Raw genomic sequence first — 13230 nt, forward strand, 5'->3', positions numbered from 1 at the left:
AAGAAAAAGTTGTTACGCATAATGGCCAGTTAGTTCAGAAAAAAGGATATCTCACGTGCATTCGCTAGGGCTGCGTCCTCGAGCTAAGCTAAATAAAGCGTTGACACTTCCACCGTTTGGCGATTCTTGGCTTCGATTTCTGCACGGCGCGGCATCGGTTCCCAGGTGTCTACAGGGTCGAGCCACGTGTGTGGGAGGACTTCTTCACTCAGCGGCTGCCATGCGTCAATCCAAGCTTTCGGCAGGGTGAGGGAGGGCTCCGCTAGAAGCCGGTCCCGCAGTGGATGGTCGCTCATCTCCAGCCACAGCAAGCTCCAGGCGCGCGGCACCACCCGCCAAATATCGTAACCGCCTCCGCCAAGCGCAACCCAGCGTCCACCGCAATAGGTGTGGGCCAGGCCGTGGATGATTCGCGGCATCGCACGGAAAATTTCCATGCTGCAATGAATGTGGGCGAGCGGGTCGTACGCATGGGCGTCGCAGCCGTGCTGCGACACGATCAGGTCGGGCTTGAACTGGGCGATCGTGCGATTCAGCACCTCTTCGAAGCATTCAAGCCACGATTCGTCTTCCGTAAACGGTTCCATGGGAACGTTTACGGAAGTGCCGAAGCCGGAACCGTCTCCACGTTCGTTCGCCGCTCCGGTGCCCGGAAACAAATACTTGCCCGTTTCATGAATCGAAAACGTACATACGTCAGGATCGGTATAAAAGCACCACTGCACGCCGTCGCCGTGATGCACGTCGGTGTCGATGTACAACACCCTGGCACCGTAAGCCGCCTTAGCGTGAGCGATCGCTACGGCCGCGTCGTTATAGACGCAAAATCCGGCGCCCTTGCTCGGTAGCGCATGATGCAGCCCGCCGCCCAGATGCAGGGCATGCAGCGATGCCCCGGACATGACCGCATCGACGGCGTGAATCGACCCGCCCACGACACCGAGCGTGATGTCGTGCATGTTCGGGAAGAACGGCGTGTCCTCCGTATCGAGGCCGTACATGCTTGCTTTATCCAGCCACTGCGGCGCCGGAGCAGCCGCGCTTAGACCTTTGACTGCGTCGATATATTCTTGCGAATGGATGAGCCGCAGCAGCCCTTCATCGGCGGAAGCCGGCATGCGTATACAGGAAGCGGGCAAAGTGCCCGATTTTTTCAACAAATCGACGGTCAGATGCAGTCTTTTTTGATTAAAAGGGTGACTATCATTAAAACGGTACGCGGTTTCCCGCTCATTGTAAATAAATATGGCATTCGGTTTCATCCTCTTGCGCCCCCATCAGTACATGAACCGCTGCCGGAAACGGACCCGATCGAATTTCTCGACGGAGGACAGCGGTACGTTTTTGCCGATACGCACCATCAAGCAGTTAGCCGGGTGAGAACAGATTTCCGGGTCGTCGGTTGCATACCAGACCATGTCGACACTTTTCATCAACTTCTCCATCATGTCGCGATATTGCCACACGGTAAGCCCGCTTTTCTCCAAATCCCAGTGCCAATAATACTCGGTCGTAAAGGTAATGACATTCTCCAATTGTTCGTCCTCGAAGGCGAGCTGGATCATTTTCTTGCCGAGGCCGATACCGCGGTAATCGTCGGCCACTTCAATGGCTCCCAGCTCAATCAGGTCTTTCATTCCGCCTTCCGACCATCGTTCCAGTTCGTCCGGGTAATGGAACGTGACGTACCCGACGATCTGCTCCGCATGGCGGGCCAGAATAATACGTCCTTCCGGAAGCTCCGCGATCTCCACCAGGGCCACGAACTGTTCCTTCGGACGGCGAAACGCATCGAGGTCCGGATGCATCGAATAGCCCCGCAGACGCTCGGGAGATACAGGGCCTTCAACGACGATTTCCGTGTCCTGATACGGGATAGTAAAGGAGTGATAGATTTTAAGGTGTTCCATTTGTGAGCGGTTTCTCCCCTCCGACATTCTCTGTTAAGCATAACAAATAAATAGGCGAATAGAAAGATGTTGTGGTATAATATCAGATGTCTAATGAAAGCGTTTTATATAAATAAATACGGATAATTTCGGGAGGTAAGTGGCATGGATCAAGCAAGTGTAGAAAGCATTGCACCTGTAGCAACAACTTCGAATATGAAAAATTACGAAGAAGAACGTGCCGGTTTTAGCTGGGAAACGATCGAACAGACGTTTAGCTGGGCCCAAACGGGCAAAGTCAACATGGCCCACGAAGCCATTGACCGCCATGCGAACTCCGAACGAAAAAATAAAGTGGCGTTGTATTACAGCGACGATCGCCGCGACGAGCAGTACACCTATCACGACATGAAGCTCCAATCCAACCGCTTCGGCAACGTTCTGCGCAAGCTGGGCGTGGGGAAGGGCGATCGGGTGTTCATCTTTATGCCGAGAACGCCGGAATTGTATTTCGCTTTGCTCGGGTCGATTAAAATAGGGGCGATCGTCGGACCGTTGTTCGAAGCTTTCATGGAAACGGCTGTCCGGGACCGTCTGGAGGATAGCGAGGCTGTGGCGATCGTTACTACTCCGTCTCAGCTTTCGCGCGTACCGGTGGATCAGCTTCCGAATTTGAAGCATGTTATTTTGGTCGGCCAAGACTTGCAATTGGGCGAAGGGCAAGTAGATTTCCACAAAGAGATGGCTGCCGCTTCCGAAGAATTGGAGCTTGAGTGGGTAGACCGTGAAGACGGGCTGCTCATTCATTACACCTCCGGTTCCACGGGCAAGCCCAAAGGCGTCTATCACGTCCATAACGCAATGATTCAGCACTATTATACGGGCCGCGTCGTGCTTGATTTGCAGGAACAGGACGTGTACTGGTGTACGGCCGATCCAGGCTGGGTGACGGGAACGTCGTACGGCATTTTCGCTCCGTGGCTGAACGGCGCGACGAATGTGATCCGCGGCGGACGCTTCAGCCCGCAAGATTGGTACAATACGATTCAACGTTATAAAGTATCCGTCTGGTATAGCGCGCCCACCGCGTTCCGCATGCTGATGGGCGCCGGCGACGAAGCCGTGAAACAATTCGACTTGTCCTCGCTGCGTCACGTACTGAGCGTCGGCGAGCCGTTGAATCCCGAGGTCGTCCGTTGGGGGCTTAAAGTATACGGTCAGCGTATTCACGACACTTGGTGGATGACCGAGACCGGCGCCCAATTGATCTGCAATTATCCGGCGATGACAATTCGCCCGGGCTCCATGGGCAAACCGCTGCCGGGCATAGAAGCGGCGATCATCGACGATGCGGGCAACGAGCTGCCTCCATACCGGATGGGCAACTTGGCCATTAAGACGCCTTGGCCTTCCATGATGCGCAAAATCTGGAAGAACCCGGCGAAGTTCGAAGAATACTTCCGTATTGCCGGCTGGTACATCTCCGGGGATTCCGCTTATATGGACGCGGACGGATACTTCTGGTTCCAAGGCCGGATCGACGACGTCATTAACACGGCGGGCGAGCGCGTGGGTCCGTTCGAGGTGGAGAGCAAGCTGGTGGAACATCCGGCGGTAGCCGAAGCGGGCGTTATCGGGAAGCCGGATGCGATGCGCGGGGAAATTATCAAAGCGTTCATCGCGCTGCGCGAAGGGTATACGCCTTCCGACGAATTGAAAGCCGACATCTCCAAATTCGTCAAAGAAGGATTGTCCGCTCACGCCGCTCCGCGCGAGATTGAATTTAAAGACAAACTGCCCAAAACCCGCAGCGGCAAAATCATGCGCCGCGTGTTGAAAGCATGGGAGCTGAACTTGCCGACAGGCGACCTGTCGACGATTGAAGATTAATTCGAACAAAAAGAAAGACAGCGGGCCTGAGAGTCCGCTGTCTTTTTTTATTTGCATCCGCATTGGGGGCTATCGGTTAGCTATCGTGCGAATGGCCGCGAAACGGTCGAGAATGTGCCGCAGGATGCGGAACGACTCCTCACTGCGGTGTGCTTCTTGACGAATGCGGTCTGCCGTTTGAATGAACGGGGCATCGCTCAGCTCGTCTTGCCAACGGTCGAGCATCATGGCCAGGCAGGAAGGCGTTGTCTCCAAATGGAACTGCAGCCCAAGCACCCGCTCCCCGTAGGCGAAGGCTTGATGCCTGCAAGCATCCGAATAGGCGAGGGACAGCGCGCCCTCCGGTAAGTCGAAGCAATCCCCATGCCAATGAAACGAGTGAAAGGAGGCAGGCACATCTTCGAATAAACGGTGTGCAGCGCGCGTACGGGTCACGGGATGCCATCCGATCTCCTTCTGTTCGTTCCGATACACCTTGCCGCCGAGCGCCTCAGCCAGCATTTGGGCTCCCAAGCAAATACCTAACACGTGTTTACCGTGATCAACGGCCGAACGGATGAATCGCTTCTCTTGCTGCAGCCAGTCCTCCTTGTCGTAGGCGCTCATCGGCCCCCCAAGAATGATGAGCCAGTCAAAATCGTCCATACGGGGCAGCGCGATCCCGTCAGGCGGGAACAACACAGTCGTCTGACAGCCTTCTTGCTCCGCCCAAGCGAGTATAACCGAAGCGTCGTCGAACGCGAAATGCTTAAGCAGTACAATATGCATATGAACCCTCCCGAAAACCGAACGTTCATCGCTTAACAGATGATTGCAGGTTTTAGTCTTATTGTAGTAGGGGAGTGAGGTGCATGTCAATTTACCTAACGTTATAAGTGAGGGGAACGGGTGCAAAAAAACGTCCGGCTGCCGGACGTTTTTTTGCACTATTTCACATACTTCACGGTCGCTGAAGGCTTAGACTCGCCGTATTCATTGGTTGCCGTGATGCGATAAAACCCATCGAACGATACGGCATAATAGCGGAACTGGGTGGCTCCTGTAACCGTGCCGATTTTCTCGAACTTTCCGTCTTCCTTCTCGTTGTAATATACGGTGTACGATTTTACTTTGTCTTTATCGGCGTTCGCTTTCCAGTTTAACTCGATACCGCCGCCGGTCGACTTGGCGGCTAGACCGGAAGGAGCGGCGGGAGCTGTTTTGGCTGCGGTAGCCCCGTTCGTGCTGCCGGGCTTCGATTCGCCTGACTTGCCTGGTTTTGCGCCTTCTGTTGAAGCAAGCGGGTCGCCGCTATCCGGATTCAGGAAGAGCAGTTCCATCGCTGTGCCGTCCGTGAAGGCGGCCTTGCTCGGCGGCGATTCGTGACCCGCCACATCGACCGCGGTGACATAGTAGCCGTGCAGTCCCGGAGCGATGTGGTCGGTGAATTTGGTCTCCGCTCCGGCGAGGACGACTTTCCCCGCGACCCTTTGATAATTGCCGTTATTGGTAGAACGGTACAACCGGTATCCGACCGTATCCGCGCTTTCGCTCGCTTGGAACGTGATGACGCTTGTTTCGCCGGAGTGGGTGGCGACAACGGTTGTCGGCGGCACCGGCGGTTTGCCGTCGTCGGTTCTCGGATCGGTTTCCGACGGGGCGTCCTCGTCAAAGTCTCTAGGCTTGTAGAAATCGATGCTGCGCTTGCGGTCTTGCGGCATCCGGCTCATAATTTCCCCGATTTCTTTGAACAGCTGATTTAACGACTTTTCGCGTTTGATCACCGTCTTCTCCTGCACGAACTCCGCCGGTGTAGATGGTTGCGCTATGTAGTTCAACCCGTTGTAGGTAATGATCGGAAGCTTCACCATGACATTATCTTCATCGGTCGGCACGAATTTCTTGTTGAAAATGTCGGTGGTCAGCTTGCCGGCCGCCGAAACGGCTTCGCTCGGCAGTTTGCCGGATAAGCTCGACACGGTCATTTCGACGATGTTCGGCGGGCGCTTGAATTGCTTGGTCGGGAACAACTCCGGATGTTTCTCGATCGCCGCATTCATGGCCATCGCCCACACGTTCTTGGCGCGGTTCGTACCGCCGGTTTTCTTGCTCAGCTTATGGATCGGCAGTTCATATCCGGCCCATACGCCCAGCGTAATATCCGGCGTATATCCCATAAACCAAGCGTCCGCGTCGTCCTGGGTGGAACCGGTTTTACCGACAATCGGAATTTTACCGTAACTTTTGTACTTGCTCATCAAGTCGGTTGCCGTTCCGGAAGTAATGACGGTACGCATCATATCTGTCATCAAGTACGCCGTTTCTTGAGAGAAGACGGTTGTCGGTTTACTCTCGTGCTCATAGATGATCTGGTTGTTCGAATCGGTAATTTTACGAATCATGAACGCCTCGTTAAAGACGCCCTCATTGCCTATCGTGGCGTAAGCGTTGGTCAGCTCTTTGACGGATACGCCGTATTTTAAACCGCCGATAACGCCCGTCTGCGCGACGTAATCGTCCGGGGTTATGGAACGGATGCCGAGCTTGCTTGCGAACGCCCAAGCTTCTTTGATGCCCACGGTTTCGGTGAACAGCTTGATGGCAGGAATGTTGTACGACTGGTTTAATGCCGTACGGGCCGTGATCAAGCCGTGATATCCGTCATCCCAGTTTTCCGGTATGTGATAGCCGACCTTCGTGCCGTCCTTCAAAATGATCGGCACGTCGTCGATGACGGAAGCCGGCTGAATGGCTCCCTTCTCGAGGGCCGGCAGGAAGGCTGCGATCGGCTTCATGGTGGAGCCCGGCTGGCGATAGGCTTGCGTCGCGTGGTTCAACTGCTCCTTGAAGAAATCCCGTCCTTCCAGCATGCTCAGGATCGCTCCGGTTTTGTTATCGATCATAACGGCCCCGACCTGCTCGATCCCCTTCACCTTGTCATCCGGGGTGAAGTTTTTTTCGTTCTGGGCGATGGAACGCATCTCTTCGTAAATATCTTTGTCGATCGTCGTATAGACGTGGTAACCGCCGCGGCTGAGCTGCGCCTGCATGCTCTTCAGAGCTTCGTTGTACGTTTCCGGGTTTTTCTCCGGGTCGAGATCCGGCTTCTCCGCCTTCAACAGCGCTTTCGCCGCTTCCTTCTCCACTTCGATCATCAAGAACGGGTAAGTGGAGTAAGCTTTCTTCATCCGTTCGGCGAGCGAACCCTTTAAATCGAAGGCAAGCGCCTCGTCGTGCTGCTGCTGGGTGATCTTGCCTTCCTCCAGCATGCGCCGAAGCACCAACTGCTGACGTTGCACGGCGCGCTTGAAGGCGGCGCTGTCGAAGATGCCCTGGCTGTTGAACGCCGAATAGTTGCTTGGCAGCTGTGGAAGTCCGGCCAAGTAGGCGGCTTGCGCCAAGTTCAGCTTGTTTAAATCCTCGATATTAAAAATCCCTTTGGCCGCAGCCTTGATTCCATAGGCATTGTAGCCGGACGAGCCGTTGCCGTAAGGGATTTTGTTCAGATAAGCAAGTAATATTTCGTCTTTCGACATCAGTCGTTCCAGGCGCATGGCGAGAAAAATTTCTTTCGCCTTCCGGCTGTCCGCTTTGTCGAGCGACAGGAATACGCGCCGGGCAAGCTGCTGCGTAATCGTGCTTCCCCCGGTTTGCACATCCTGATTCAGCAGCTTCTGGACTACTGCGCGGGCGGTCCCGGTAATATCGATCCCCATATGCTCGTAGAAATTGTTATCTTCGATCGCAAAGACGGCATCCAGCACGACCTGAGGAATGTCGCTCATGCTGGCGAGCTGCCGGTCTTCCTCGGTGCGCAGCTGGCCGACGACCGTATCGTCCCGGAAGTAAACAAAGCCGGTCAAGGCGTCGTCGTTCATTTGCTTGAGCATCGTTTCTTTATCGCGTACAGGGTCGTCCTTCACGAGTGCGGTTACATATCCGAATGCGGCGCCGCCGGCCAGAAAACCGGCAATAACGCCCGTAATGAAAAGCCATTTGATCGTCAGTACCGTGTATTTACCGGTCGCGCGTACTATTGTTTTGTAAGATCTAGTCTTGTTCTCCGTCTCCATGTAAACCGGGTTCCTCCTGATCTAGAAAAACATTCCTAGTTCATTATAGCATAAAGCGTCAAGCTGAACACCGCGCGGCGGTATCGCTTTCATGACTGTTCCATGACGTTTGGATGAGAGAAACGGGGCGAACCCGTTTGACAATGCCGCCGTTGTATGGTTAAATAATCGGTAATTGTATACGGACAAATGCCAGGATGGACAGCAGTAGGCCAAGGAACGAAGCTCCCAGAGAGCCGGTGGTAGGTGCGAACCGGTACTCGTCTTTGATCGAATTACGGTCCGGAGCAGCGGAGGGGAACGCTTCATGTTGGTTGTGAGCCATCGATGAGCCAGTAGCTTCCGATCGGGGGACCCCCGTTATTCAGATGAAGTGAAAGTTCAGGCGCAGATCTTGAGAGCCTGACTTTAATTAGGGTGGTACCGCGAGCAGAGCCTTCTCGTCCCTTTGTGGAAGAGAAGGCTTTTTTTCTATGTGTTCAGTTTATTTCTTAGGAGGAATCAGTCGTTATGGCAAAATGGGAGGAACTTTCGTCCGCGCAGCAAGAGGAGGTGAATCGTCAACTGGAGACGATTCGCCGCGGCGTCGTTGAGATCGTACCGGAGGACGAATTGAGAAATAAGGTGATCGACTCGGTCGCGACCGGCAAGCCGTTAAACGTTAAACTCGGGCTCGACCCGTCGGCCCCGGACATTCATGTCGGGCACACGGTGGTGCTGCATAAGCTGCGTCAATTCCAAGAGCTGGGCCATCAGGTACAGCTCATCATCGGGGACTTCACCGGGCGGATCGGCGACCCGACCGGCAAGTCGGAGACGCGGAAGCAGCTGACCGAAGAAGACGTGAAGCGCAACGCGGAAACGTATCAGAAGCAAATCTATAAAATTCTCGACAAGTCGAAAACGAACCTGTATTACAATTCGGAGTGGCTTGGTCCGTTGAATTTCGCCGATGTCGTGCAATTGTCGGCTAAAGTGACGGTCGCCCGGATGCTCGAGCGCGATGATTTCTCCAAGCGGTACGGCTCCGGATTGCCGATTCATATTCACGAGTTTTTCTATCCGCTTATGCAAGGCTACGATTCGGTTGCGCTCAAAAGCGACATCGAGCTCGGAGGTACCGATCAGAAGTTCAACCTGTTGATGGGCCGTACGCTGCAAAAGGAATATGGCGTGGCTGCCCAGGTCGCCATCATGAATCCGCTGCTCGAAGGACTTGACGGCGTTAACAAAATGAGTAAGAGCCTCGGCAACTACATCGGCATCGACGAAGAGCCGAACGAAATTTACGGGAAGGCGATGTCAGTGCCCGATGAGCTGATGGCTAAATATTACGAGCTGGCGACGGACATGTCGAACGAAGAGCTCGCCCGGCTGCGCAGCGGGCTGGAGGACGGTTCCGTTCATCCGCGCGATGCCAAAATGCGCCTGGCGCATACGTTCGTGCGGATGTACCACGGCCAGCAAGCCGCCGATGAGGCGCAGCACCACTTCGTCACGGTCTTCCAGCAGCGCGCGCTGCCGGATGATATCGAAGACGTGACGCTGCCTGCGGAGGCGCTCGATAACGGCGTCATCCGCGCGGCGAAGCTGCTGGTGACGCTCGGTCTGCAGACGTCCGGCAGCGAGGCGCGCCGCAGCGTGCAGCAGGGCGCTGTGAAGATCAACGAGCAGAAGGTTGACGACCCGAATGCCGAGCTCACCCCGGCCGATGGCGACATTGTACAGGTCGGCAAGCGCAAATTCGCCCGGATTAAGCTGGGATAAATACAAATACCTCCGTGCCCGAAGCGCTTTATGGCGAGCGGGGCGGAGGTATTTCTTTATGTGGAAATGAAAATAAAAGAACTGTTCCCGGAAGGAACAGTTCGGTGTGATGTAGGATTAACGGCTGTAGAACTCGACGATTTGTTTTTCGTCAATTTCTTGGGCAAGCTCGGCGCGCTCAGGAAGACGAATGTATTTACCTTCCAGGGCGGCTTCGTTGAACTCCAGGTAACCCGGCAAGTAGTTGCGGTTCGCCAAAGCTTCTTTGACGGCGGACAGGTTGCGGCTTCTTTCGCGAAGACCGATCACGTCGCCGGTGCTAACGATGTAAGAAGGGATGTCCACTTTTTTGCCGTTAACGGTAATGTGGCCGTGAGCGACGAGCTGACGAGCGCCTGCACGGGTGTTGGACAGACCCAAACGGTATACGAGGTTGTCCAAACGGCTTTCGAGCAAGAACATGAAGTTTTCACCCGCGATACCTTGCAGCTTGGAAGCTTTGTCGAACAAGTTGCGGAATTGCTTCTCGTTCAAACCGTACATGTGACGAAGCTTTTGTTTTTCTTGCAATTGTACGCCGTAACCGGACAGTTTCTTACGTTGTCCAGGGCCGTGTTGACCTGGAGGGAAAGGGCGTTTCAATTCTTTGCCGGTACCGCTCAAGGAGATGCCGAGGCGGCGGCTTAATTTAAATTTAGGACCTGTGTAACGTGACATTGTAGGATGAACTCCTTTAACCTTAATATAGTTGAGTTAAGCTTGGAACAAACGCGTGAAGATCGTGCCCGATTCCGCTGCTACGCTCCGAAAGATCACCGGAGCTATCGACAAGAAAAACCAGCCGCGGTCCTGTCGGTAACGAAATCTTTAGAGGGTGACACGCCTTCCACCATAAACATGAAGCCCGTGAGGGATCACGCTTATTCTCGACTTCTAATTTTATAAGATTGAAGTAGGCTGTGTCAAGTGGAGGCGGCACGGATCGGGTAATATTTTCGAATAAAGATCACCGCTGCTTAAAGCTCGTGTAAGTTTGCTTATTTTGATACAATAATAGAATGTGAGAAGGGAGGGACAACCTTTGGGCCATTGGAATGTCCAGCACATATCGGATGCTTTGGACTCGTTAGGCTGGATCGGCCATATCGGAGGAGCGCTGCTCGTACTGGTGCAGACGCTGGTGCCTTTTATCCCGTTTATCGTCGTCGCCGGGGTTAACGTGCTCTTGTTCGGCTTCTGGACGGGCTTCATTGTCAACTACGTGTTTGCCTGTTTAGGTGCGGTTATCGCTTATTGGGTGGCCAAAAACCTGGGCAGAACATGGGTGCAGCGCAAGCTTGCCAAATACAGCTATCTAGACAAATTTAACGAGAAGCTGAAACGGTACGGACTATGGTTTATTGCAGGCAGCCGCATCATCCCGGTGCTGCCTTCCTTCGCGATCAATTTGGGCGCCGCGGTTATGAAAGTACGTACCCGTCATTTCATTATCGGCACCCTGATCGGCAAAGCGCCGATGGTATTTATGGAATCGCTGATTGGGCACGATTTGCTGCATTTTGGGCAACATAAGGGGAGGTTGCTTGTACTCCTCATTCTCTTGGCGGTTATGCTTGCCGTGGGAAGTTATTACAAAAAGAAATGGACGCGAGCCGAACCTGTCGGCAAGTCCGGCAAAAAAGTTTAACGTGATAAAGGAGAGAAGAACGATGCGAGATCCTCGCTTACATACGTTGGCGCGCAATATTGTGCAATATTCGCTCGATGTGAAGCCTGGCGAGAAGGTTTTGATCGAAATGATCGGCTCCGAGCGCGAGCTGGTCCGATGCCTGGTCGAAGAAGTGTACGTCCGCGGCGGATATCCTTACGTGGAATTGATCGATCCCGCCGTTCGGGCGTCCGTGCTGAAGGACATCACGGAGAAACAGCTTGAGCACTGGGCGGCCCTCGATTTGAAGCGTATGGAAGATATGGACTGCTATGTCGCCATACGCGCAGGTGAGAACGTGAACGAGCAGTCCGATGTGCCGGAAGACAAGATGAAGCTGTACAAGCAGCTGTATCAGAAGCCGGTACATTTGGAGCAGCGTGTGAAACGAACGCGATGGGTTGTGCTTCGTTACCCGAACGCTTCGATGGCCCAGCTTGCCAATATGAGCACGTCGCGGTTTGAGGATTTTTATTTCGATGTATGCAACCTGGATTATTCCGCAATGTCCGCGGCGATGGACCCGCTGCAGGAATTAATGAACAGGACAGACCGCGTACGGATCGTCGGACCGGGCGCGACCGACATCTCGTTCTCGATCAAGGGCATCGGATCGGTCAAATGCTGCGGACGCCGCAATATCCCGGACGGAGAGCTGTACACGGCGCCGGTGCGCGATTCCGTCAATGGCGTTATCGCCTATAACACACCGTCCGTGAGCTCGGGCATTACATTCGACAATATTACGTTCCGCTTCGAGAACGGCCGAATTGTCGAAGCGACCGCGAGCGACACGAAACGGCTGAACGAGATTCTGGACACCGATGAAGGGGCGCGTTATATCGGCGAGTTCAGCCTTGGCTTTAACCCGTATATTTTGTACCCGATGAAGGATACGCTATTCGACGAGAAGATCGACGGCAGCCTTCACTTTACGCCGGGCCAAGCTTACGAGCAGGCGGACAACGGCAACCGCTCGTCCGTTCATTGGGATTTGGTGCTGATTCAGCGCCCTGAATTCGGGGGCGGCGAAATTTATTTCGACGACCGGCTCATCCGCAAGGACGGACGATTCGTCGTTCCGGAACTGGAAGGATTAAATCCGGAACGGTTGAAGTAAATACGCCGAAAAATCTAGTTGCATGTTATTCTCTTCCAATGTATCATTAACTAAGCGATTTATTACGACCGTCTCATCAACACATGGAGGGATTTTTATGCCGAACGCAAACAACGCAGCTATTGTGGAGATTTCGCAAACCGCCAACAAATTCAGATCTTCGATTGTTCTCCAATATGAGAATAAGTACATCGACGTTAAAAGTATCCTTGGTTTGTTTACAACGCTCTTGACTTCGAGCAAATACGACCTGCACGTGCACGGTCCGGATGCTGAAGAAGCCAAGCAAGCTATGGCCGAAGTGTTCGAGAAACACGGCTTGAGCATCAACAGCATTCAAGAATAATGAGGTTTAGTCGTAGGGGGCGTTTTCGCATAAAGCGAAAATGCCTTTTTCTATGGAGTTGCACTTGTGTAATGGTTCGATTTCGACTAATATAAATATACAAGCTATTAATGAGATTCATAACGGGGATCACAGGGGGGAGCGCCATGTCGTCGGATGTGCTGCTCAGCTTATCGCAGAAAGCGCTGCTTCTTCTTCAGGAAGATGCGGATAAGATCGAGAAGCTGATCGAAGTACAGATGGAAAACTTGACCACACGCAAATGTCCTCTGTACGAAGAGGTCTTAGATACGCAGATCTACGGGCTGTCCCGGGAAATCGACTTTGCCATTCGTGCCGATTTAATTACCGAGTCGACAGGCAAGCAAATTTTGGTGAAGCTGGAGCGTAATTTGGCGACGCTTTACGAAGCGCTGGATTTGCAAAACAAAGGGTAACCTTCAGACTGAAGGTTACCC

The 13230-nt window shown here is 53.6% G+C and carries 11 protein-coding genes and 1 other annotated feature; of the genes, 6 read left to right on the top strand and 5 right to left on the bottom strand.

What is annotated here, in order from left to right; all coding sequences use genetic code 11:
- Positions 1 to 83 precede the first annotated feature (83 nt).
- A complete protein-coding gene (locus PVA01S_RS25090) occupies positions 84 to 1262 on the bottom strand; it encodes an acetoin utilization protein AcuC (RefSeq protein WP_127610494.1) in 1179 nt (392 codons plus the stop codon).
- A gap of 15 nt (positions 1263 to 1277) precedes the next feature.
- The gene (locus tag PVA01S_RS25095) at positions 1278 to 1910 is read right to left on the bottom strand and encodes a GNAT family N-acetyltransferase (protein ID WP_127610496.1); all 633 of its coding nucleotides are present in this window, start codon (positions 1908 to 1910) and stop codon (positions 1278 to 1280) included.
- A gap of 144 nt (positions 1911 to 2054) precedes the next feature.
- On the opposite strand from PVA01S_RS25095, the gene acsA reads away from it, so the two are divergent.
- Entirely contained in the window at positions 2055 to 3779 is a 1725-nt protein-coding gene (gene acsA, locus PVA01S_RS25100; protein ID WP_127610498.1) for an acetate--CoA ligase, read from the top strand.
- A gap of 69 nt (positions 3780 to 3848) precedes the next feature.
- On the opposite strand, the gene PVA01S_RS25105 is transcribed toward acsA, so the two are convergent.
- Both PVA01S_RS25105 and PVA01S_RS25110 read right to left on the bottom strand, forming a co-directional pair.
- Positions 3849 to 4547 carry a type 1 glutamine amidotransferase gene (locus PVA01S_RS25105; RefSeq protein WP_127610500.1) on the bottom strand — a complete coding sequence of 233 codons (699 nt, stop codon included), beginning with the start codon at positions 4545 to 4547 and terminating at the stop codon, positions 3849 to 3851.
- Between the two features lie 158 nt (positions 4548 to 4705).
- Positions 4706 to 7831, bottom strand: a complete 3126-nt coding sequence (locus tag PVA01S_RS25110; protein ID WP_127610502.1) for a transglycosylase domain-containing protein — start codon at positions 7829 to 7831, stop codon at positions 4706 to 4708.
- 185 nt (positions 7832 to 8016) lie between these two features.
- Positions 8017 to 8282 (top strand) — a binding site (T-box leader).
- 59 nt (positions 8283 to 8341) lie between these two features.
- On the opposite strand from PVA01S_RS25110, the gene tyrS reads away from it, so the two are divergent.
- Entirely contained in the window at positions 8342 to 9598 is a 1257-nt protein-coding gene (tyrS, locus tag PVA01S_RS25115) for a tyrosine--tRNA ligase (RefSeq protein WP_054798751.1), read from the top strand.
- A 117-nt stretch (positions 9599 to 9715) separates the two neighbouring features.
- On the opposite strand, the gene rpsD is transcribed toward tyrS, so the two are convergent.
- A complete protein-coding gene (gene rpsD, locus PVA01S_RS25120; protein ID WP_054797022.1) occupies positions 9716 to 10315 on the bottom strand; it encodes a 30S ribosomal protein S4 in 600 nt (199 codons plus the stop codon).
- A gap of 364 nt (positions 10316 to 10679) precedes the next feature.
- Between rpsD and PVA01S_RS25125 the strand changes: the two genes are divergently transcribed.
- The 4 genes from PVA01S_RS25125 (at position 10680) to PVA01S_RS25140 (ending at position 13209) form a co-directional block, all read left to right on the top strand.
- Entirely contained in the window at positions 10680 to 11285 is a 606-nt protein-coding gene (locus PVA01S_RS25125) for a TVP38/TMEM64 family protein (protein ID WP_127610504.1), read from the top strand.
- Positions 11286 to 11307: 22 nt separating this feature from the next.
- Positions 11308 to 12426: an aminopeptidase gene (locus PVA01S_RS25130; protein ID WP_127610506.1), complete on the top strand. Its 1119-nt coding sequence runs from the start codon at positions 11308 to 11310 to the stop codon at positions 12424 to 12426.
- A 97-nt stretch (positions 12427 to 12523) separates the two neighbouring features.
- Entirely contained in the window at positions 12524 to 12772 is a 249-nt protein-coding gene (locus tag PVA01S_RS25135; protein ID WP_054797024.1) for an HPr family phosphocarrier protein, read from the top strand.
- Between the two features lie 146 nt (positions 12773 to 12918).
- Positions 12919 to 13209 carry an Fpa/YlaN family protein gene (locus tag PVA01S_RS25140; protein ID WP_054797025.1) on the top strand — a complete coding sequence of 97 codons (291 nt, stop codon included), beginning with the start codon at positions 12919 to 12921 and terminating at the stop codon, positions 13207 to 13209.
- Positions 13210 to 13230: the final 21 nt, after the last annotated feature.

Origin of the sequence: Paenibacillus validus NBRC 15382 (assembly GCF_004000985.1) — a bacterium.
Classification (GTDB): Bacteria; Bacillota; Bacilli; order Paenibacillales; family NBRC-103111; genus Paenibacillus_G; species Paenibacillus_G validus.

Coding starts and splice junctions, on each gene's coding strand:
- PVA01S_RS25090 (WP_127610494.1), bottom strand. CDS start 1,262: ATGAAACCGAATGCCATATTTATTTACAATGAGCGGGAAACCGCGTAC.
- PVA01S_RS25095 (WP_127610496.1), bottom strand. CDS start 1,910: ATGGAACACCTTAAAATCTATCACTCCTTTACTATCCCGTATCAGGAC.
- acsA (WP_127610498.1), top strand. CDS start 2,055: ATGGATCAAGCAAGTGTAGAAAGCATTGCACCTGTAGCAACAACTTCG.
- PVA01S_RS25105 (WP_127610500.1), bottom strand. CDS start 4,547: ATGCATATTGTACTGCTTAAGCATTTCGCGTTCGACGACGCTTCGGTT.
- PVA01S_RS25110 (WP_127610502.1), bottom strand. CDS start 7,831: ATGGAGACGGAGAACAAGACTAGATCTTACAAAACAATAGTACGCGCG.
- tyrS (WP_054798751.1), top strand. CDS start 8,342: ATGGCAAAATGGGAGGAACTTTCGTCCGCGCAGCAAGAGGAGGTGAAT.
- rpsD (WP_054797022.1), bottom strand. CDS start 10,315: ATGTCACGTTACACAGGTCCTAAATTTAAATTAAGCCGCCGCCTCGGC.
- PVA01S_RS25130 (WP_127610506.1), top strand. CDS start 11,308: ATGCGAGATCCTCGCTTACATACGTTGGCGCGCAATATTGTGCAATAT.
- PVA01S_RS25135 (WP_054797024.1), top strand. CDS start 12,524: ATGCCGAACGCAAACAACGCAGCTATTGTGGAGATTTCGCAAACCGCC.
- PVA01S_RS25140 (WP_054797025.1), top strand. CDS start 12,919: ATGTCGTCGGATGTGCTGCTCAGCTTATCGCAGAAAGCGCTGCTTCTT.